Here is a 20,892-nt window from a genome sequence, read left to right on the forward strand (position 1 = left end):
AAGCCAAGCACTTGGCAGGCTTATTTGTAGAAAACTTCAAGAAATTCGAAGAAGGAAGTTCGGTGGCGATTATTGCTGCGGGGCCGAAAGTTTGAGATTCATATCGCACAGAAATCACTGAATTTCACGGAAAACTTTTACGGAGTAATAATTCTGTGTGATTCTGTGATTTCCGAGCGAGAAATGACGAATGAGGGATTTCTTTCACTATAAAAAATACTACGTTAAATGTCCGCACAGAAATCATTGAATTTCACGGAAAACTTTTACGGAGTAATAATTCTGTGTGATTCTGTGATTTCCGAGCGAGAAATGACGAATGAGGGATTTTTTTCAATATAAAAAATACTACGTTAAATATCCGCACAGAAATCAGTGAATTTCACGGAAAGCTTTTACGGAGTAATAATTCTGTGTGATTCTGTGCGATAAATCTTTTACTCATTTCTTTCCCAACCACCTCAAAGCATTAATAATCATCTGTTTCTAGGTTTCATTTTGAAACTGAAATGTTTTACACAAACTATATTCTTGTTTAGAATTCCACCACCTCTGGAAACCAGCGATTGGCCTCTTGCACAAAACTGATATTTGCCGGATCGTTTTTGGCAGTATAAAAAGCTATTGCTTTGAAGGGTTTTGTTTTTTGGGCGGAGGAGATGTAAAGTTGTATAAATATGAAAATTGCTAAAATTATTGTTTTCATTTTGCTTTATTGTGTGAATTTATTTTTCTCTTCAAAATATTCCTTAACTTTTTCAAAATTTAATTCTTTAATCGATTGTAGCTTGTTTTTCGGAGATAGGAAGTAATCATGTTTAGGTTTTTCTTCATAAAGAATATTACCGTTTTCATCGAATAATATTGTTTCTAATTTTATAAAAAAGTGTGGGTATTTATGCGAATCTAAATCATATTTTCCCCAATTGAAAATTTGATAATATTTCCCATTACTGGCTTCAATTAATAATCCTGTTATCAAGAAATTACTATAAGAAAATGCATCGAAGATTTGTTTGCCAACATATTCCTTGTTTAGATTACTGAAACTACCATCTCTTAATTTAGTTGAACTACTAAAGGCTTTTTTCTTTTCTCTTTCCATACTGGCTTTAGCATCCTTCTCAAAAGCCATTCCTAGATGGCTATTATAACCGTAAACTTGCGGGTGTTTTTCATAAAACTCCATAACATCTGAAATATTCAAAGAACTAAATTTTAGGTTGTTAAGCCTTGTAGTCCCTATTATTTTTAAATAATAATTGCAGTCTTTGGTTTTCTCGTTGAAATCAATTTCTAATTGAGGATAGCTTTTACCACCTGTAATATTATCATTAATAAGTTTTGCGTCTTGTTGAATCTTAACCAATTTATCAAGACTTTCAATAGCTTTCTCTAAACTTTCTTTTGAGGTATTAAGAGATTTATTGGCAGCTTCAAGTATTTTAGTGCTTTTTTCAGAGCTGGCTTTATTATGTTGTAATGTTCCATAGATTGTTATAAAAGTTCCAATTAGTGCAATTAATCCTCCTAAGAAGATTATTATTCGGGGCTCTAAATTCATTTTTTTATACTTCATTAAATGTCAAATTTAAACAAAAATAACCAATACCAAATACCCACTCAATTCCTCCTAGCCGCATTCACCCTCGGCAACACGGGCAAACTTTCGTGGCCTTTGGCACCTACGGCTTGTACCGCAAAAATGTAATTGTCTTTGGAGTAGGGGAGTTTGAGTTCGAGGTTTTCGGTGTAAAATTTCTTTTGCCAAAACGACTGGTGCGTTTCTCTCATCAATACGTAGTATCCAGCAGCTTTGCCTTGTTTTGGTGCCGACCAATGTAGGTTGGTGGCGTTGCCAAGGCCTTGCACGTCTATCATTACGTCTTCGGGCACGGCAGGAGCAGAGGCCAAATTGGCCAAAGTGGCAAGATTTACGGCTACATTTTTTCTCAAATATTCAAAGTCCATAAATTTATGCAGGTCGCCATATTCTACACCGTTTTCTATTCTTAGGTCTTGGTGTTGGTGGAGGAAATTCTCGTTCATTTCTGACATTCTTACGGCTGCAAAACCTTCGGTCACAAAAGGCGTATGGTCGCCTCCACGGAGAAATCTATCATTTCTGTAAATCATCACTACTTCAAGGTTGTCCACATATCGCTCGCCAATTTCCTTCACATATCTGGCCACTTGGCGAGAATGTCCGTCGTTTTCATAGCCAAATTGTCTAATGGCTCCTACTTTTTTGTCGGTTTCAAAGGCCGGAAGTCCTTCGCTAAACACCCGCACTCGGGTATTGTCTATGATGTTGGTTTCGTTGGAATTGTTGCTGCCCATGATGTCGTTGTTCAGCAATGCCACCAAATTCCAGTTTTCGGCTTTGGCTTTTTTTGCCAAATAATTTGCCCCTAAAAGTCCTTGCTCTTCGCCACTGAAAACCGTGAAAATCACCGTTGCAGGAAATTTTGAAACGGCCAAAACTCGAGCCAATTCTATAACGGCTACTGTTCCGCTACCGTCGTCGTTGGCTCCCGGAGCGTCTGAGGTTCGGTTCATTACATCGGTTACTCGGCTGTCTATGTGGCCACTTACCATAAATATTCGGTTGTCAGTGGGGTCGGTGCCTTTCATAACCGCCATCACGTTTTCCATTTCCACTTTGGCATCTATGCGTCGGCCGTCGGCTTCGAGGGTCCATTTGTCGAGATAAGCCGTCATTCGCCCATCAGATTTTTTCGAGAACTCGAGGAATTTCTCCAAAACCCATTTTCTTGAGGCACCAATGCCTGTTTTCGGGTCTGTGGTATTACTTAGTGTGCTTCTGGTGCCAAAACTCACGAGTTTGTTGACATATTTGCTGAGCGTATCGCTCGATATCTGGCTGATAAATGCCGAAATTACAGGGTCTCTTTTCACAATTTCTTGTGCAGAAATGGATGAGTAATACATCAAAGTAATCAGAACAGAGCCTAGGAGAGTTTTTATATTTTTCACTGGTTTTTTGTTAATGTAAAAGCTAAAATAGCTTAAAAAATCAAAAAACTGATGAAGAAGTAGACCTTTGTGATTTTCTGGTAGATGCGGCGGTGCTTAGGCGAACGTCAAGAGTTATTTCTTCGTCTTCTTGAAACGGGCACCACGGTGCCGTTCGAAAGCGTAACTTCGGCCGGAGTTACAGCCACAACGTGCTCCATGTTAACCATATAGGTGCGATGTACCCGCCTGAAGTTGTGATTTTGGAGCAAATGCTCGTATTTTTTGAGCGTGTAAGAGCAGATTTTGCTTTTACTATTGAGCATTTTAAACTCAGTGTAGTTTACATGCGACTTTAGAAACAGGATAAGGCTTGTGTCTATCTGCGATTTTGTGTCTAGATTTATGAGCATTACAGAGGTAGTTTTCAGACCAGCAATTAATGGTTTTCATTTATAAGTCGAAAGTGTTTTTTTGTGAAATGCCCTTTATTTTTTGTGAAAGTAAGTATTTAGAAAAAATATTGATTTTGAATGATTTGAATAAGATTTGTCTTTATTTTAGCAGGTTATATTTGCTGTATGAAAGTCCCATTTTTTGTCTTTTTGTGTTTGTTTTTCAGATTTGGTTATGGCCAAACGAAACTCACCATGGAGGATGAAAAGAAGAAAATAGCATATAGTTTACTAACCGAAGCCATAGCCAAAAACGACTCGGTAAAAATGGCGGACGGGTATTATGAAATGGGCAAATATGAGTCGGGAATTGGGAATTTTATATCGGGTAATGTCTGGTATCGAAAATCATTACCACTCTATAAAAGACAGAAAAGATATTTTGAATATGGAAGGATTTACCAAAGAATAGCCGAAAATGAAGCTGCCAGAAAGGATTACTTGCAAGTTAAAATCTACTCGGATAGTGCAGTTGCTATTTTCAAGAAATATGATTTGGCCAAAGGATTTATTTCAAATTATATGTTTACTTGTGATTTCAACTATAATATTCTTAGAAAATCACCTTCAGAAGTTCTCCGAAATTTTGACGAAATGTTGGTTTATGCAAAAAAACATGATTTAGAGGTAGAACATACATTTTTACATCAAATGAGAGGCCAAATTCTAAGTGATTCCAACCCTGTCGCTGCCCTTAAGTCGTTTGAACTTTCGAAAATTTGTATGAAAAAATACGGTTTTGAGCGATTGTATACGGCTTTAAACGCTTATATGGCTTTGTGTTATGCTCGGTTGGAGCAACCTGCCAAAGCAAGGGAATTGCTGGAAAGCAACGTTCAGCTTGAGCTCAATTCAAAAAAAGATCGATTTCTGTCCTATAGAGTAAAGAGGAATTTGGCTGAAATAGAAATATATAAAGCAGAAAAAAATTGGGAAAAGGCTTTTGAGAAACAAGTTGAATACACGGAATTGCAGAATGAGATTCATGTTTCAGAGGAAAGTAAACTTACATCAATTGAAAATTCACTTGATATTTCGGCACTAAGCAAAAGCCAAGAAAGAGAGCTTCTATTGCAATCACAAATCTTGCAGGACAACAAAAAGTTGCTTATTGTTTTGATATTTGCAGGGGCCATGTTTCTGATTTTGGGAGTTTTACTATTTTTTCAGAATACCAAAAACCAGAGTTTGGCAAGAAAATATCTCCATTTAAGTCAGAAAAACGAACTTCTGATAAAAGAACAAAGTCACCGGGTAAAGAACAATCTACAGCTGATTTCGAGTTTGATTGGCCTACAAAGAAATAGGTTGAAGGATACCAAAGTAAAGGATTCATTGGAAGAAATGCAGGGCAGGATAGATGTTATGAGCGTGTTGCAGCAATTATTTTATGAATCTACCGATTCTAAAGATATTCGAATCAGCGACTATTTCGGGCAAATTTTGAACAAGTCAGAGATAATTTTCAATAAACCCATAAACAAGATTCTTTCGCTTGAAAACATACTCATCGAACCCGACCTGGCTATTCATTTGGGAATAATATTTAATGAATTATTGACCAACAGTTTCAAATACGCCTTCGGTTTTGATAATCCTGAGCCATCTGTGGAGGTGATGTTTCAAATCAAGAACTCGGAATTACATTTTGTTTACAAAGACAATGGCAAGAACCCCGATTTGCTGATTTTTGAAAAGGATTTTTATACATCCTCTCGTTCTTTTGGATTGAGCCTCATCAGGCTGAAATCAACCGAATTGAGTGGGGAGTACGGTTTTATCTACGAGAATGGACTACAGTTTACCCTAAAATGCCCCTACCATGAAGCCAAAGGTTTTGATAGTTGAAGACGAGTTGATAACCGCCATGGAATTCAAGGAGGCACTGGTGGATGCTGAATTTGAAGTACCCGTCATAGCAGACCGTGTCTCAAAAGCAAAAGAAGCCTTTGAATCCATATCTTTCGACCTTATTTTGCTGGATATCACCCTCAAACACGACCAATCAAATGGTCTCGATTTTGCTGAATACGTAAGAAAATCCTCCTCGACTCCTATTATGTTTATTACCGGTGACACCAACGAAACCATGCTTGAAAGAATGAACAGCTTGGGCAATTGCAACTATATGATGAAAGCCGTCAGGACGCCAGAGTTGGTATTTAAGTCAAAACTAATGATTGGCAATAAGGATAGTTTGACCTCGGAAGGTGTTAAATATCAAGAGGTTGTGTTGTTGCCTATAAACAGGTCACATCAAAAAGTAAAGAAATCGGACATTGTAGCTATCAAAGGAAATGGTTCTTATTCTGATATATACATTGCTAACGAAGCTCATTACCACACCTTGTCTATGAACATGAAAAAACTCCTTGAAGGTTTAGATTACCCCGATTTCTTCCGTCTCAATCGTTCCAATATTGTCAATTTGAACTTTGTAGAAAAAATAGAAAAAGATCAGCTTTACCTGAGCAGTCACGATCTTAAATACACCTTGGCTAAAGGCGTGAAAAAAGAAATTCTGGAACTTTTGCCAAATGTGAGGACCTGAACTTCAGTATTCTTATTTTTTAAGTTTAAAATCAAATCTACGTCTGTATCACTCCCACATTGTATCGTTCGGTTATAGGTGCGTGGTTGGCTGCTTCTATGCCCATGCTAATGATATTTCGGGTTTCAGCAGGGTCAATTACTCCATCCACCCAAAGCCGGGCCGCGGCATAATAGGGACTAAGTTGCTGATTGTATTGGGCTAAAATTTTGTCCAGTAATTCTTTTTTGGTTTCTGGATTAATCTCTACTCCTTGTGCTTTTAAGGCCGCCTCCTGAATTTGCAGCAAAGTATTACCAGCAGAATTTCCACTCATTACGGCCATTTGAGCGGTTGGCCAAGCGTATATCAGGCGTGGATCGTATGCTTTTCCACACATAGCATAATTACCAGCTCCATATGAGTTGCCAACAATAAAGGTAAACTTTGGTACTACGGAATTGGCCATGGCATTTACCATTTTAGCTCCATCCTTTATGATTCCTCCTTGTTCTGACCGACTACCAACCATGAAGCCCGTCACATCTTGAAAAAACACAAGTGGGATTTTTTGTTGATTACAATTCATAATAAATCGAGCGGCCTTATCAGCAGAATCACTGTAAATCACCCCGCCCATTTGCAATTCTGGCTTTCCTCCTGGTTTTTTTGCTTTTACCATTTCTCTTTGATTAGCCACAATGCCCACAGCCCAGCCATCAATTCTTGCCAGACCACAAATTATTGTTTTACCGTAATCTTTTTTGTAAGGTTCAAAAGTGCCCTCATCTACAATAGATTCTATAATTAGTTGAAAATCATACGGTTTGGTGCGGTCCATTCGTAGGATTTCATGAATCTTTTCGGAAGGAAATTGAGGTAAAACGGCTACTTTTCTATCAAATCCAGCTTTGGTTTCATGGCCCATTTTGTCCATTACATTTTTTATGGCATCTAAACAAGCCTCATCATTCGGGTATTTGTTGTCTGTTACTCCCGAAATTTCACTGTGTGTAGATGCTCCTCCAAGGGTTTCGGCGTCCACATCTTCACCTATTGACGATTTTACAAGATATGGCCCAGCCAAATATACTGAGCCTGTGCCCTCTACAATAAAAGCATAGTCAGACATAATCGGCAAATAGGCACCACCCGCCACACAGCTTCCCATTATGGCAGCAATCTGCGGAATTCCCATTGAAGACATCCTCGCATTGTTCCTAAATATTCTTCCAAAATGCTCTTTGTCGGGGAAAATATCTTCTTGCATAGGCAAATAAACACCAGCCGAATCTACCAAGTAAATAATGGGAAGTCGGTTTTCCATTGCCACCTCTTGAGCTCTCAGGTTTTTTTTGCCAGAAATAGGAAACCATGCACCGGCTTTTACGGTAGCGTCGTTTGAAACCACCACACAAAGTCTACCTTTTACGTAGCCCATCACACAAGCTGCCCCACCATTTGGGCATCCGCCATCTTCTATATACATTCCATCACCAGCAAACATGCCAATTTCTAGGTAAGGTGCATCAGCATCTAGCAAGTAAAAAATCCTTTCCCAAGCCGTAAGTTTTCCTTTTTCTTTGTGCTTTTTGATTTTACCAATACCGCCACCAAGTTTTAGAGCCTCTCTTTTCTTTTTTAATTCTTCCAGCAAAACTTTCATAAGTGTATTTTATTTAACAATGATGTGTCAATTAAATTTTCAGAATTCAGCTTTATTTATAAGTGTCATATCTCTCTCTATCTGAGGATTTTGGCCTATTAAGATAAAAATATACTAAAGGTATTTGAAATAGAAACCAATAATTCGCAAATATGAGTATAATTGTGATATTTAGAGAAAAAATTGTGATATTTGTTTTAATAATTATTAGTAAAGCAACCTTTTATCAACAATAGTATGAATAATTTCCACGACCTGGACATCATCAGACAAAGTGCCAGAGATTTTGCCGAAACTTACATTAGACCCATGGTTATGAAATGGGACGAGGACCAAATTTTTCCGGTTGAGTTATTTAAAAAGCTCGGAGAACAAGGTTTCATGGGTATTCTGGTTCCCGAAAAATACAACGGTTCGGGATTAACTTACCAAGAATACATCACGATTCTAGATGAAATATCAAAAGTATGTGGCTCGATTGGTTTATCATTGGCTGCACACAACTCGCTGTGCACCAATCATATATTGAGCTTTGCAAATGAAGTACAGAAAGAAAAATACCTTCCAAAACTCGCTACAGGTGAATGGATTGGAGCTTGGGGACTGACAGAAACAGGCTCAGGTTCGGATGCCGGCGGATTGACGACAGTGGCCAAAAAAGATGGTGATTATTATGTATTAAATGGTTCGAAAAACTTCATAACGCACGCCATAAGCTCGAATGTAGCTGTGGTTATAGCCCGGACTGGCGAAAAAGGTGACAGCCATGGCATGACGGCCTTTATCATTGAAAAAGAAACGGAAGGTTTCTCGGCGGGTAAAAAGGAAAATAAGTTGGGCATGCGAGCTTCTGAAACTGCCTGCTTGTTTTTTGATAATTGTCGTATTCATAAAAATCAGGTTATTGGTAACGAATGCGAAGGCTTTATTCAAGCTCTAAAACTTTTGGATGGAGGGAGGATTTCGATAGCTGCACTTTCGCTAGGGATAGCCCGTGGAGCATATGAATGTGCCTTAAAATATGCCAATGAAAGAGAACAATTTAACCAAAAAATATTTGATTTTCAGTCTGTTGGCTTTAAATTAGCAGAAATGGCCACAAAGATTGAGGCTGCTGAATTACTCACTCGTCAAGCCGGAGTTATGAAAGACCGAGGTGAAAAGGTGACGAAAATGAGTGCAATGGCAAAACTTTTTGCTTCAGAAACTGCTGTAGAAGTTTCAAACGAAAGTGTTCAAATATTTGGAGGATATGGATTTACAAAAGATTTTCCGGCCGAAAAATTCTTTCGGGACGCCAAATTGTGTACAATTGGTGAGGGAACGTCGAGTATTCAAAAAATGGTAATTTCAAGAGAAATAAAAAAGGATGCCTTATAAAAGCGAAGAAATAATATTGGTGGATTGCCCAAGAGATGCTATTCAAGGCATTTTGCATCCTATTTCTACCCAAAAAAAGGCGGATCATATTAATAAACTTCTTGAAAGTGAAGTGTTTGATTGGATAGATTTTGGAAGTTTTGTCTCGCCCAAGGCCGTTCCACAATTGTCAGATACGGCAGAAGTTTTGAGACTTTTGAATATTAATAACAAAAGCACCAAGCTGCTGACCATAGTGGTAAACGAAAAAGGAGCAGATGCAGCATCATTATTTCCTGAAATCACTTATCTGGGGTATCCGTTTTCAATTTCAGAGAGTTTTCAAAAAAGGAATACAAATGTGGGCATTGATGAGGCGTTTAGTCGATTGAAGAACATTAATGAAATAGCAAGAAATACCAGTAAAGAAGTAGTAGTATATATATCTATGGCTTTCGGAAATCCTTACGGAGATATTTGGAGCCAAGAGTTGGTTGTTAATTGGATTGGAAAAATCAAAGCTTTGGGCATAAAAGAGTTTTCGTTGGCAGATACTACTGCCGAGGCCGAAATATCAGATATCACTACACTATTTAAGAAATGTATTCATGAGTTTCCAGAACTTAGAATTGGCTCACATTTTCATTCAAAAAAAGAGGATAGTTTAGTAAAAATAAAAGCAGCCTACGCAGCAGGCTGTAGAAAATTCGATGGAGCGTTAATGGGCTATGGAGGTTGCCCATTCGCAAAAGATGATTTGGTAGGGAATATCCCTTCGGAAGATTTGTTGGATTTTTTTGAAAGAAAAACAGATATTTTAGCTCTAAAAAACAGCTTTATTCATCTCATATCATGACCTACAATTTCATAAAAACCAAATCCGATAACCATGTCTTTACCCTAACTTTGGCTAGGTCAGAGAAAAGGAACGCATTTACGCCAACAATGATCAATGAGGTAAATCATGCTTTGGCTGTTGCCAATTCTGAAAAGGAAGTTTGGCTGGTGGTCATAAATGCTGAAGGTCCTGTTTTCTGTGCTGGCATGGATCTCAAAATTTTCGAAAACCCAGAATTGGACCATAGAAACCCTGAAATTGACAACCAAGATATCTCTTTGGCAACGGCCATTTCGCAGTTGAACAAACCGAGCATAGCCATACTGGAAGGGGACGTGATGGCTGGAGGGTTTTTGATAATACTAGAGTGCACCTATGTTTTTGCTAAAGAAAGTGTTCATTTTTCACTTCCAGAAGTAAAAAGAGGTATTTTTCCCTTCCAAGTACTAGGCTCTTTGTTAAAAATAATGCCTCAAAACAAAGCGATGGATTTGTGCATTTCGGCTAAGACTTTTGATACGGAGGAGGCAAAAAAGCTGGGAATAGTTTATGATTTTTATTCTACAGAGAACTTTAACAAACTAAAGGCAAACATACTTTCTAACGCTCCAAGGGCTATAAGTAAGGGATTTGAGGCTCTTAAAAAGCTACAGGAGCTTCAGGAAAACGAAAAACTAAGCTATCTTTTAGAAACACTTTCCGAACTAAAATCATCAAAAGATGCCCAGGAAGGAATAGCTTCTTTCTTCGAAAAACGAGCCCCCAATTGGCTAAATGAGTGATAAAATCAACGACTTTCGGGCTATAATTACCAATTTATCACCTCTGAAATACCAGATAGAAGAATAGTGTAAATAATTGCTATTCGGGATTTTAAATTAGAAAGTCCTCACAATTATGATGTAAATAAGCCTTTCCAAGCGAATATTATGTCAACCTTGGCTAAGGGAACGAATGCAAGTGCACAAAAATAAGCCGCATACAAAAAATACAAAAGGCTACAGGGCTTACGGCATTTTGAAATGGTATTTCGTTTTTAAAATAGTTTTTCGGATATATGTCTGTCTCACTGGTTTGTTTCCATCTATTTCGCATAACTGAGGTGAAGTTAAATAGATTTCCGATAAATACTCGCATGCATAATTATAAGTTAAGACAGAGTATGCATCATAAGTATTTTACCTCAAAACTTTTCGTATACCTTCGCTAAAAAGGGATGGAAAACTTGTGTGCTTGAGTTAGAACATTTGATTAGAGATAAATAACAAATTCTTTTTATAAGTGTTTTTATTCTTCTTTTTAATCACATCTAATTCAAGTGTGGAATAAAAAAGCATCTGATACTCATGAAGATTTGAAAAATTCTTTAATTTCTAAGATAGACAACTCTATCACAAAATTGAGCTGTGAATTGCGGGCAATTAGCAATCGATATTTTTGATCAAGCTACAGTATTTCTGCAGGATCGTAAGGATTAGCTAATTGGCCAACTTTTATTTACGCTTAAGATTTTTTATATTCCTGAATCATGGGTGGAGCCGATTTTTAATGTCAAGAACGCACAATTATTAATTTTAAAAAGGAATGGTAAAAATCCCGATTTGATGATTTTTGGTAGATTTTTTTGGTTTGGCCTAAAAGATAAAACTTAGTCGAGATAACTTTCAGATATAAACCACATGGATTTTAAAAGTTTGATTCTAATTTCTTGTTCTCAGGTACTTTCTAATAAGCACATAATTAATACCTATCAAAATCGGCATATAAAAAATCTTGGCAACCATAATTTGGGCATCAAAACAATTGATGCATAATTTCATTAATGCAAAATCCGCCAAAAAACTTATTAAGTATATCAAACAAATTTTAAACAAAGTATACATTTTAAATTTTGTTTTTGCCTTTGTGTAAACTTTAAAAAACTTAAGAATAAGTAAACCAACAGGTGAAGTGAATAAAATTGCGGGAATTATACTTAAAGTGTAAGAGTGTATTTTTATGCCAAAAAACACATATTCTGTTCGGTCAAATATCATATTGATAAATACACCAAAAGTTATAATATTTAGTATTGCAAATAGTAATTCGTGTGATAATTCTGAAAAAAAATCAATTGGCCTAAATGATTTTTTGCAAAAAACAGCTCGTCTTAAAAATGAAAAAGAAGGTTTCAACGTTAACATTTTTTTGGGTTATTTTGATTTGAAGGCAATTAATGAGTGGCCTCCTTAGCTTAATTTGAACAATTAATTTTGATTGAAGTAAAATCAAGGTTGTATATCTTATTCTAGCCAACTTGTTTAACTTTTGTAATCCACAATTAATTATTAGATTTTTACATACTTAAGTTTCAAACTTAAAGCCAAAAATGTAATTATCTGAATATTAGCACTTTGTAAATTTACGAATTGGTATTTTTACATATTTTGGAAAAAAATTCCAAAATCTGGAATCTTAATGAGTTTTTTTCGTAAATTGTTGTTGTTATAGGGGCTATTATCCTTATCATTTCAGGCACCATATATGGTAATGAAAAAGCCCATACGAAGCATTTATACTGAGAATATAAAAATCAAAAAATTGTGGTAGAAAAAGCATTCAGAATTTTTATTGTGGAAGACGATCCATGGTACGGACAAATACTTGAATATCATTTGACTTTAAATCCCGACTTTGAGGTCAAAATTTTTAAAAATGCCAAAGAGATTTTAGAAAATTTATACTTACAACCAGACCTAATAACTCTAGATTTCTCATTACCTGATATGCAAGGCGATAAATTATTTGAAAAAATAAGGATTGCCAATGTCGAAGTTCCAGTGATAGTCATTAGTTCTCAAGAAGATATTAAGATGGCTGTTAAATTAATGAAATTAGGAGCGGTAGACTATTTAGTTAAAGATGAAGCAACTAAAGAGTTACTTTGGAATAGTATTATTAGAATTCGTGAAAATAAATCGTTAAAAAAGGAAGTTGAGAATTTAAGAGAAGAGTTAGGACAAAAATATAGTTTTGAAGCAACGATTTTAGGTCAAGATATTTCTTTAAATAAACTATTTTCTTTAATGGGTAAGGCTACTAAAACAAATATTAATGTTTTGGTAAGTGGCGAAACAGGTACCGGCAAAGAGTTAGTGGCAAAGGCTATTCATTATGGTAGCGGCCGACAGAAGAATAAATTTGTGGATGTTAATATGGGAGCCATTCCGTCAGAACTTATTGAAAGTGAGCTTTTTGGTCATGAAAAAGGTGCATTTACTGGTGCTGTCTCTCGAAAAATTGGCAAGTTTGAAGAGGCCAACGGCGGTACTATTTTTCTCGATGAGATTGCTGAATTGCCTTTAAATATGCAAACTAAATTATTAAGAGTTTTACAGGAAAGAGAGGTAATAAGAGTAGGAGGCAATCAAAGAGTACCATTGGATGTGCGAATAATTTCTGCAACTCATAAAGATCTCCAAGAAGAAGTGAAATCAGGCCGCTTTAGAGAAGACTTGTATTTTCGAATCATCGGTATTCCAATATCGCTACCACCATTAAGAGAACGTGGGAATGATATTCTGGTACTTGCCAAACATTTTGTTGATCAATTTTCGAAAGAAAATGGACTTGGCGTTATAAAGATTGGAGAGGATGCTCGTAAAAAATTATTAAGCTATTCTTTTCCAGGAAATATTAGGGAACTTAAAGCAACTATTGAAATTGCAGCTTTAATGTGCACCGAAAACATTATAAATGCCGATGACATTTCTTTTCTTTCTTCTAAGAAAAAAACGGATTTCTTACTCGAACAAAAAACATTGAAGGAACATACTTGTGACATAATAAAATATTATCTCAAGAAAAATAATGATGATGTAGTAGAAACTGCCAGATTACTCGATATAGGGAAAAGTACTATTTATAAAATGATTCAAAACGGTGAGTTGGCATAGGCTTAATTCAAAAAACTAAGGCTTTTCTGAGATGAATTCTAATAAATTATATAATTTAAGTTCGCTAAATTTAATAAGTAACGGAGATGAGTCCTTCGTAAAAAAAATGTTGATGTTATTTCTTGAAATTGCTCCTACAACATTAGCAGAAATGGAAAAAGCTTTTTTGGATGAAGATTATATAAATTTAGGCAAAATTGCTCATCGTTTTAAGCCAACAATAGAGACCTTAAATATAGAACCAATCATTGGTCCTATCAAAGAAATTGAATTAAAAGCTGTTGATTATGGTGATTCAAATAAACTTCGGATTTTACTTGATATGGTAATAACCGAAACCAATAGGGTTATATCACAAATAAAGCAGGACGTAATAATTTTATGATAGAAAACAATAACTGATATAGATTTACAACAAAAAAGCCTTAGATTTCTCTAAGGCTTTGCTCCCGAAGCTGGGCTCGAACCAGCGACCCTCTGATTAACAGTCAGATTTCAATGTTTTATATGTGTTTATCTACATTTATACAAATGTATGATATAAAGATAGTTATATATTTATTTTTCACTTTTATTATGTCTCATTTATCTAGATTTATTACATTTGTTATGCAAAATGTTATGCAATAAATGATCTTTAAACTACAATGCCAACAAAAAGACCAAGCTTTTCAATTATACTTGATAAAAGAACTACCAATGCAGATGGATTATTCCCTTTGAAGCTAAGAGTAACTTTTGACAGAAATTCTCGATTATACTCTGTAGGTCATTTTATTTCAGAAGATACCTTTGATAAAATGAATTCGTCCAAGCTTAGGGATGAGAGGTTAAAAGATATCAGAGTAGAAAGTCAAAATTTAAAAAATAGAGCTGAGGAAATTTCACGTAAAATAGAGCAATTTAATTGGGAAGAATTTAAGAGTTTGTTGTTTCCGGACCAAAAGGTTGAGAGAGATAAAAGTTTGGTCTCAACCTTGTTTAATGACTATGTTTCTACTTTGAAATCTGAAGGTCGAGTGTCAACCTATCAATCCTATCAGACAACCCTTAATTCACTCGAAAATTTTAAGAGTGACCTAAAATGGTCTGAAATAACCAAGGAATTCTTGAACCAATATGAAAAAAAAATGCTTCAAGAAGGAAGGTCCTTAACTACTGTGGGTATCTACCTGAGGAGCTTAAGAGCTATTTATAATATAGCCGTTGAAAATTCTGTAGTAACAAAGGAGGCATATCCTTTTGGTAAGAAGAAGTACAAAATTCCAGCAGGTAGAAATATTAAAAAAGCACTTACTATTGAAGAAATCAAAAGAATATTCGATTTTGATGCTTCTTTTGATGCTTCATATCAAAAAGCCAAGGATTTTTTTATACTTTCTTATCTTTGTAATGGTTTGAATTTGAAAGATGTGTGCCTGTTGAAAAACAAGGATCTTCAAGGCAATAAGCTGACAATTGTTAGGGCTAAGACTGCCTTAACAACAAAATCTAATTCGAAACCAATTTTGATCGTATTGCATGAAACAGCCTTGGGAATAATTAATAAATATAGAAATTTTGATGTATCTCCAGATTCTTATATTTTCCCTTTTCTTTCGAAGAATACTACACCTGAAGATGCCAGAAAGAGGATTCAAAATCTCACTAAAACAACTAACAAGTTCATGAAAAGAATAGGTGAGCAGTTGGGCATAGAGAAACATATAACAACCTACACTGCGAGACATAGTTACAGTACAGTGCTCAAAAGAAGTGGGGTGTCTACAGAATATATTTCAGAAAGTTTGGGTCATAGTGACTTGAGGACCACCGAGAGCTATTTGGATAGCTTTGAAGATTCTATGAAAAAGGAGTATTCATCACTTTTAACAAAATTCGATTAATGAAATCTGCAAATTTTCTAGAGTTACTCAACTCATTGTGTGGGGAGTATGCCTATTCTTCCAGTAGTTTCTTAGATTACCTTGAGGCTTTTCCACTATATAAACCTAGTATCAGTAATTATGTTTTGGGAATTATAGATAAAGTTGAAGCTGGAAATTTTACAAGAGAAGAGTACGAGGAATACAGTTCTTGGGTATTCCACGATTCAGATAGAGTTGATTTCAACAGTCAAGGTGAGGAAATAATAGTAACTTCTGACGATTTGAGGAGTAGGTTTTACACAGATTTAAACTTAAGAATAATCGAGGAGCTTCAAACTTCATATCAAAAACTCTACAATTCTTTAAGGACTTTAGGTTCATTGAAAGAGATTCAAGATGAAGTTAACTTTTGGCAAATAGAGGTTGAAAAATATATTGCAACGTATAAAAATGTGCAAGATAAGTTGGATTATAGCCAAATTTATAAAGATGTCACCAGCAAATTGGAGGTATTTAGTACAGAATTGAATTTTTTTACAACACACCAATCCTCTACAACCTATATTTTCGATAGTTATCCTAAATGGGGTGATATGCCATCTTGGGTTTTCTATAAAATTCTTGAAAAGCTAGTTTTCACTGACGATGCTGGATTTATTTCTAGAAGTGATTATGACAGATTTGTTATTATGGCACTATCGGGTTATAAAAACACCAAAATCAAATTGGGGAAGTTCAATAAAGGAGAATTTGTTAAACCCTTTTGTCTCCTGAAGGTTGCAAATGAAGATCTGTTCTCAGCCAAGCATAGCTATCTTCCTTATTTAGATTTGATTACTCAATGCTTTGATGTGGATTGGTCAGCCCCAAAAGTTAAGGAGGTAATGAAAAAGAGAATGTCCAAAGTAAGGACCAGTAACCCAACTCCAGAATTAAAGGCTTCATACCTTCGGGCCTAAAAATTGGAACAAATAAACTCAACTCTGTACATTCATTTTCCCTTTTTTTTGATTTTTTTCCCTGATTCTGGCTTCATTTTCCCGCCTACTATTTTGTGAATTTATAGTACTGTTGTTTTGTGTCATAATATTTTAAACAATGGCAGAGAATATAGTAATAACAACAAAAGAAATGCTTGAAGGCATTATAGAGGAAACTGTAAATAAGGCCATTTCGGCATGTTTGCATCTCCAAGGTTCTACAAAATTAGTGCATGATCCTACGAAAGATGAATTTCTGAATATTGAAAGTGCTTCATCTTTTACTAAGCTCGCAAAACAGACTCTTTATCAAATGGTCTGTGAAAGACGAATACCACATTTAAAGATTGGGGCTAGGGTATTTTTTTATAGAAATGAGCTAGTAGAATGGATGAAACAAGGGAAAAAAACTGTAAAAACAAATTAAAAGTATGAAAGTTGAATTGTTCGATGCAGATTATGCATCAAAAGTTATTGGGATATCTAGGCCTAAACTATTTAGATTCCTGAGAAGATACAATTTTATCAATGGCACAAGAGATGGTCTCAATGTAGCCCCTGAATTATTATTCAATGGTATCCTTGATACCATAAATCTAAATCTGTATGTCGGTTCTGGAGAGAACAAACTGTCTGTTAAAAAGGTCATGTTTACGACAAAGGGCTTAGTTTGGCTAAAAAGAATCTACAAATTACTTAAACCTGAATTATGAGGGAGAGAGTTTTGATTACGGCATTTAATAGAAAAAATAGAATAGGTGTTCATAGGAGTTCTTTGAATTTAAAAATTTACGATAATAGTTATAATGATTTCAGAAATAGAAAATAACAATCACATTAATAAGAATATATCTTTCGACAGTATGGAAGACAATAAGGAGGTAGACTCATCACATCCTTATGAAGATAATCCAACCACTGAGGAAAATTTTGATACATTATCGAAAACTGAGAATAAAATCAGAGAATTTATAGCTAATGGGCTACCCCTTTCTGAGCCATTATTGTACATAGATAACCTTCCTTTATTTAGAAGAGGAAATCTGTATTCGATACAAGGTCAGAAAGGTTCTCATAAATCTAGAATTGCTAGTAAAATCGCAACAGCCATAATTAAAGGCTCTACTACGCCTGATTCTATAGGACTCTGGGCAAATCCTAATAATGATGTGACTGTTGCATATATCAACACAGAGATGAATGACCTAGAAGAGTTTGCTCCAATAGTTGATAAAATTCAAAGAGACACAGGGTTAGATGTTCATAGTAAAAAGTTTCGTTTTACTTCTATTGTAGAAACTAGTAGGCTCAGTAGGTTTAATGCTATACTTGGATTTATTCAGAGAATTTACGAAGAGTCTGGAAATCATACTGTAGTTTTTATTGATGTTATCACAGATTTGGTTTCAGACTTTAATAATGTTTCTGAAACTAACAGTGCTTTAGATTTTTTGGCTTTACTAAGGGTTTATCTAAACTGCACTATTGTACAAGTTATACATGAAAATCCAGGTTCCATGAAGGCCAGAGGTAATCTAGGAACAGAAATAGGTAATAAATCAACTGGTCAGCTAAGGGTTGGGTTTGAATGGAAGAACTATCAAAAAACTGGTAGAATTTTCTTGGAAATCCACAAAATAAGAGGTTCAAGAGACCTTTCGCCAATTTTTATGGAATTCTCAGAGGAGCTTGGTGATTTGGTTTGCACTGAGGATCAGAGAAAAACCGTTAATTATCAGGAGTTATCGAAACAAAAAATTGATGAATTTATAAAGATATTACCAGAAATAATGTCAGAGAGTAGAAAATATTCCCAGAGTGAATTAATCTCTGAAATTCAAAAAAAAGTTTCAATTTCAGTAGGGACGGTTAAATCTAGATTGAACCAAATTATTGGGAATAGGATAAAATTGATATGTGGTAACGGGGTAAGTTGCATTTTAGTCTCATACCAGGTTAAGGGAAGTAAAACAGAGTATTCGTTAGAGATTCCAGATGTAGTCAACAATATAGCATAAAAGAGTTAGACAAATTCAAACCCAACCAGAGCATAAAACCTTTGGTTGGGTTTTTCTCATTTTCTTAGCAAAGTTCACATTGCTCAATTTTATAGCCATACTCTGCTCATTATATTAGCCATATTTGTGCTATGAAATTAAAAGACCTAAAAGATGTTTGGCATGTTGGGAGTAACTATGCCATTCTAAGTTTGCCATTTGTAAGCTATTCAGTACAGCCACATTGGATGAATAGATTTGAAACAGATCCTACAAGACACAGATTTATGGCTAGTTTTAAGAGTTATATTGCAGTAAATCAAACCTTTGAAACTGAATTTGCTACTACTGAGCTAGCTATCAAAGGCTGTGAGGAACATCTTCAAAAGTTACTTGCTTATGTATTTATAAAATTAGAAGATATAGTTGATTTTGGTGTTAAAGAGCCTCTTCATACCCAGAATAGCCCAGTTTTACTGTTAGAAGTGTGTTAACCACTAAATAATTATTTAACTGTTGACTTCTACAAAGATTTAGCTTTCAGTAAATTGTAGTAAAATTTTGATAGTAATATGATTAATGTTGTATTAAGATGGTTGATTTTTAGTTTTCTAGGATTGTACACACTCCATGCTCAAAATACTTACTACGTCTCTCCAACTGGTAGTAACAGTAGTAATGGCAGTTTTGCTTCACCTTGGCAAACTCTACAACATGCTCTATTGAATGTTAACCAAGGAGATATTGTATATTTTAGAGATGGAATATATCCTACACAGTTTGCCATAGCTCAAAATTCTGGTGGTGCATCTACTCCAATAACTCTGAAAAACTATCCGAATGAGGTTCCAATAATTGATGGTAGTGGCTATCCTTTACAAACACTTTTACTGCTTAACAGTAAATCTAATATTGTGATTGATGGCCTTACTTTTAGAAATATTACTGGCAATGGAGTTAGAGGTCTATTTATAACAGGAAGCTCCAGTAACATTGTGGTGAAAAACTGTACATTCACAGCTATAAATGAAGCTGTTGGGCAAAACTATACACCTTCTGGAAATGCACTGCCACTCAAGGTATGTGGAACCGATAATAATTTGCCAATTACCAATATCAGTTTAATTAATAACCATGTTTATAATTGCAGAACAGGCTTTAGTGAAGGTATTTCTATTAGTGGAAATGTAGATGGTTTTCTGGTTGAAGGTAATTTGGTTCATGATATTACTAATATTGGAATAGTAGCAGCTGGTTTCTACGGTGACTGTGGCACTAACAAACAGGCTAGAAATGGCAAAATTCAAAAGAATACAGTTTTTAGATGTAGATTTCCAAACCTATCTGTAAATGCCACAGCATCAGGTATTTATATTGATGGTGCTAGAAATGTTGTTGCAGAGAGAAATTTGGTTTATGAATGTCAGGTAGGGCTTCAAATTGGTAGTGAGGTAATAGGTGGAACTGCTAACAATGACACACTTAGAAGCAACTTGGCTTATAATAATGACAGATGGGGCATTGGCATTGGTGCTAATAACTACCCTACTAGCTCTGGAAAAGTACAATCTAGTGCCTTGCTCAACAATACTGTTTTAAAGAATGCCAGCAAAAATACAGATTATGCTGAGTCTGATAAGTATGGTGAGCTCAATTTCACCTTCGCTGAAAATTCTACAGTGCAGAACAATATTTTTTCCTCTAACATAGACAATAGATTATACACCATAAGTTACTTTTCAATGACTGGGAACAGCATAAACTATAACTTAGTGTTTGCTAATCAAGATATCACTCCGAGTGTTAAGAGAGATTTTGTACACATGAACTGGGCTACCTTTAAAACTGTTTCAGGCCATGATGCCAATTCAGCTTTCACCGATCCACAATTTAATGGAACAAATATAGCTTCTCCAGAACTTCATCTAAAACCCAATTCACCAGCTATAAACTCAGGGAATTCGTTTTTTATGAACAAAGTAGGTATTTCTGATTTTGATGGAAATAATAGATATTTTAACAATTTAGACATTGGTGCCTTTGAATATCAGTGTCCTCCAAATTATATTCTGCTTGGAGATATAACAAATACAGGTGTAAAGTTAGAGGCAAGCAACAGAATCAAAGCTACCAATAAAATTACCTCAAATGCTAATGCCACATATCAATCTGCAAAGTCAGTAGAATTACTTCCTACATTTAAAACTGAACCAGGAGCGGTATTCAAAGCAGTTATAGATGGATGTGGTAACAATAATTGAGGGTTTTCTAATAAACTTCCTTCTATG

General features: G+C 35.3%; 19 protein-coding genes. 14 read left to right on the forward strand and 5 right to left on the reverse strand.

Going from position 1 to position 20,892, the window contains the following annotated elements:
• Positions 1-535: 535 nt before the first annotated feature.
• The 4 genes from EGI31_RS08215 to EGI31_RS08230 form a co-directional block, all read right to left on the reverse strand.
• Complete coding sequence (locus EGI31_RS08215) at positions 536-706, reverse strand: hypothetical protein (protein ID WP_255036730.1); 171 nt, start codon at positions 704-706, stop codon at positions 536-538.
• A 6-nt stretch (positions 707-712) separates the two neighbouring features.
• Positions 713-1,579, reverse strand: a complete 867-nt coding sequence (locus EGI31_RS08220) for a hypothetical protein (RefSeq protein ID WP_255036731.1) — start codon at positions 1,577-1,579, stop codon at positions 713-715.
• A 44-nt stretch (positions 1,580-1,623) separates the two neighbouring features.
• Entirely contained in the window at positions 1,624-2,952 is a 1,329-nt protein-coding gene (locus tag EGI31_RS08225; protein WP_255036792.1) for a M28 family peptidase, read from the reverse strand.
• A 152-nt stretch (positions 2,953-3,104) separates the two neighbouring features.
• Positions 3,105-3,389: a LytR/AlgR family response regulator transcription factor gene (locus EGI31_RS08230; protein ID WP_255036732.1), complete on the reverse strand. Its 285-nt coding sequence runs from the start codon at positions 3,387-3,389 to the stop codon at positions 3,105-3,107.
• A gap of 168 nt (positions 3,390-3,557) precedes the next feature.
• Here EGI31_RS08230 and EGI31_RS08235 point away from each other — a divergent pair, with 168 nt between their 5' ends.
• Both EGI31_RS08235 and EGI31_RS08240 read left to right on the forward strand, forming a co-directional pair.
• Positions 3,558-5,279, forward strand: a complete 1,722-nt coding sequence (locus EGI31_RS08235; RefSeq protein ID WP_255036733.1) for a sensor histidine kinase — start codon at positions 3,558-3,560, stop codon at positions 5,277-5,279.
• On the forward strand, positions 5,254-5,982 hold the full coding sequence (locus EGI31_RS08240) for a LytR/AlgR family response regulator transcription factor (protein ID WP_255036734.1): 729 nt from the start codon (positions 5,254-5,256) through the stop codon (positions 5,980-5,982). Before EGI31_RS08235 ends, EGI31_RS08240 begins: the two co-directional genes overlap by 26 nt.
• Positions 5,983-6,019: 37 nt before the next feature.
• Here the strand turns inward: EGI31_RS08240 and EGI31_RS08245 are convergent, their stop codons facing one another.
• Complete coding sequence (locus EGI31_RS08245) at positions 6,020-7,627, reverse strand: acyl-CoA carboxylase subunit beta (RefSeq protein ID WP_255036735.1); 1,608 nt, start codon at positions 7,625-7,627, stop codon at positions 6,020-6,022.
• Between the two features lie 237 nt (positions 7,628-7,864).
• On the opposite strand from EGI31_RS08245, the gene EGI31_RS08250 reads away from it, so the two are divergent.
• From EGI31_RS08250 to EGI31_RS08305, 12 genes are all read left to right on the forward strand, one after another.
• A complete protein-coding gene (locus EGI31_RS08250) occupies positions 7,865-9,007 on the forward strand; it encodes an acyl-CoA dehydrogenase family protein (RefSeq protein ID WP_255036736.1) in 1,143 nt (380 codons plus the stop codon).
• Positions 8,997-9,842 carry a hydroxymethylglutaryl-CoA lyase-like TIM-barrel protein gene (locus EGI31_RS08255; protein WP_255036737.1) on the forward strand — a complete coding sequence of 282 codons (846 nt, stop codon included), beginning with the start codon at positions 8,997-8,999 and terminating at the stop codon, positions 9,840-9,842. Before EGI31_RS08250 ends, EGI31_RS08255 begins: the two co-directional genes overlap by 11 nt.
• Positions 9,839-10,606, forward strand: coding sequence for an enoyl-CoA hydratase/isomerase family protein (locus EGI31_RS08260; protein WP_255036738.1), 768 nt, complete (start codon positions 9,839-9,841; stop codon positions 10,604-10,606). Before EGI31_RS08255 ends, EGI31_RS08260 begins: the two co-directional genes overlap by 4 nt.
• A 1,800-nt stretch (positions 10,607-12,406) precedes the next feature.
• Entirely contained in the window at positions 12,407-13,759 is a 1,353-nt protein-coding gene (locus EGI31_RS08265) for a sigma-54-dependent transcriptional regulator (RefSeq protein WP_255036739.1), read from the forward strand.
• Positions 13,760-13,790: 31 nt separating this feature from the next.
• Positions 13,791-14,144: a hypothetical protein gene (locus EGI31_RS08270; RefSeq protein ID WP_255036740.1), complete on the forward strand. Its 354-nt coding sequence runs from the start codon at positions 13,791-13,793 to the stop codon at positions 14,142-14,144.
• Between the two features lie 262 nt (positions 14,145-14,406).
• Positions 14,407-15,645 (forward strand): site-specific integrase, encoded by a 1,239-nt coding sequence (locus EGI31_RS08275; protein WP_255036742.1) that lies wholly within the window; start codon positions 14,407-14,409, stop codon positions 15,643-15,645.
• Positions 15,645-16,586 (forward strand): hypothetical protein, encoded by a 942-nt coding sequence (locus tag EGI31_RS08280; protein WP_255036743.1) that lies wholly within the window; start codon positions 15,645-15,647, stop codon positions 16,584-16,586. Before EGI31_RS08275 ends, EGI31_RS08280 begins: the two co-directional genes overlap by 1 nt.
• A gap of 139 nt (positions 16,587-16,725) precedes the next feature.
• Positions 16,726-17,034 (forward strand): helix-turn-helix transcriptional regulator, encoded by a 309-nt coding sequence (locus EGI31_RS08285; RefSeq protein ID WP_255036744.1) that lies wholly within the window; start codon positions 16,726-16,728, stop codon positions 17,032-17,034.
• A gap of 4 nt (positions 17,035-17,038) precedes the next feature.
• Entirely contained in the window at positions 17,039-17,320 is a 282-nt protein-coding gene (locus EGI31_RS08290; protein ID WP_255036745.1) for a hypothetical protein, read from the forward strand.
• A gap of 93 nt (positions 17,321-17,413) precedes the next feature.
• Positions 17,414-18,625 (forward strand): AAA family ATPase, encoded by a 1,212-nt coding sequence (locus EGI31_RS08295; protein ID WP_255036747.1) that lies wholly within the window; start codon positions 17,414-17,416, stop codon positions 18,623-18,625.
• 131 nt (positions 18,626-18,756) lie between these two features.
• Entirely contained in the window at positions 18,757-19,098 is a 342-nt protein-coding gene (locus EGI31_RS08300; protein WP_255036748.1) for a hypothetical protein, read from the forward strand.
• Positions 19,099-19,176: 78 nt separating this feature from the next.
• Positions 19,177-20,865: a right-handed parallel beta-helix repeat-containing protein gene (locus EGI31_RS08305; RefSeq protein WP_255036749.1), complete on the forward strand. Its 1,689-nt coding sequence runs from the start codon at positions 19,177-19,179 to the stop codon at positions 20,863-20,865.
• Positions 20,866-20,892: the final 27 nt, after the last annotated feature.

Origin of the sequence: Lacihabitans soyangensis (assembly GCF_024343775.1) — a bacterium.
Lineage (GTDB): Bacteria > Bacteroidota > Bacteroidia > Cytophagales > Spirosomataceae > Leadbetterella > Leadbetterella soyangensis.

What these genes read in the sequence shown, in the direction of transcription:
- EGI31_RS08230 (WP_255036732.1), bottom strand. Translation starts at nt 3,389, where the DNA reads ATGCTCATAAATCTAGACACAAAATCGCAGATAGACACAAGCCTTATC.
- EGI31_RS08225 (WP_255036792.1), bottom strand. Translation starts at nt 2,952, where the DNA reads ATGTATTACTCATCCATTTCTGCACAAGAAATTGTGAAAAGAGACCCT.
- EGI31_RS08245 (WP_255036735.1), bottom strand. Translation starts at nt 7,627, where the DNA reads ATGAAAGTTTTGCTGGAAGAATTAAAAAAGAAAAGAGAGGCTCTAAAA.
- EGI31_RS08285 (WP_255036744.1), top strand. Translation starts at nt 16,726, where the DNA reads ATGGCAGAGAATATAGTAATAACAACAAAAGAAATGCTTGAAGGCATT.
- EGI31_RS08290 (WP_255036745.1), top strand. Translation starts at nt 17,039, where the DNA reads ATGAAAGTTGAATTGTTCGATGCAGATTATGCATCAAAAGTTATTGGG.
- EGI31_RS08270 (WP_255036740.1), top strand. Translation starts at nt 13,791, where the DNA reads ATGAATTCTAATAAATTATATAATTTAAGTTCGCTAAATTTAATAAGT.
- EGI31_RS08215 (WP_255036730.1), bottom strand. Translation starts at nt 706, where the DNA reads ATGAAAACAATAATTTTAGCAATTTTCATATTTATACAACTTTACATC.
- EGI31_RS08240 (WP_255036734.1), top strand. Translation starts at nt 5,254, where the DNA reads ATGAAGCCAAAGGTTTTGATAGTTGAAGACGAGTTGATAACCGCCATG.
- EGI31_RS08255 (WP_255036737.1), top strand. Translation starts at nt 8,997, where the DNA reads ATGCCTTATAAAAGCGAAGAAATAATATTGGTGGATTGCCCAAGAGAT.
- EGI31_RS08305 (WP_255036749.1), top strand. Translation starts at nt 19,177, where the DNA reads ATGATTAATGTTGTATTAAGATGGTTGATTTTTAGTTTTCTAGGATTG.
- EGI31_RS08275 (WP_255036742.1), top strand. Translation starts at nt 14,407, where the DNA reads ATGCCAACAAAAAGACCAAGCTTTTCAATTATACTTGATAAAAGAACT.
- EGI31_RS08295 (WP_255036747.1), top strand. Translation starts at nt 17,414, where the DNA reads ATGATTTCAGAAATAGAAAATAACAATCACATTAATAAGAATATATCT.
- EGI31_RS08280 (WP_255036743.1), top strand. Translation starts at nt 15,645, where the DNA reads ATGAAATCTGCAAATTTTCTAGAGTTACTCAACTCATTGTGTGGGGAG.
- EGI31_RS08260 (WP_255036738.1), top strand. Translation starts at nt 9,839, where the DNA reads ATGACCTACAATTTCATAAAAACCAAATCCGATAACCATGTCTTTACC.
- EGI31_RS08220 (WP_255036731.1), bottom strand. Translation starts at nt 1,579, where the DNA reads ATGAAGTATAAAAAAATGAATTTAGAGCCCCGAATAATAATCTTCTTA.
- EGI31_RS08250 (WP_255036736.1), top strand. Translation starts at nt 7,865, where the DNA reads ATGAATAATTTCCACGACCTGGACATCATCAGACAAAGTGCCAGAGAT.
- EGI31_RS08235 (WP_255036733.1), top strand. Translation starts at nt 3,558, where the DNA reads ATGAAAGTCCCATTTTTTGTCTTTTTGTGTTTGTTTTTCAGATTTGGT.
- EGI31_RS08300 (WP_255036748.1), top strand. Translation starts at nt 18,757, where the DNA reads ATGAAATTAAAAGACCTAAAAGATGTTTGGCATGTTGGGAGTAACTAT.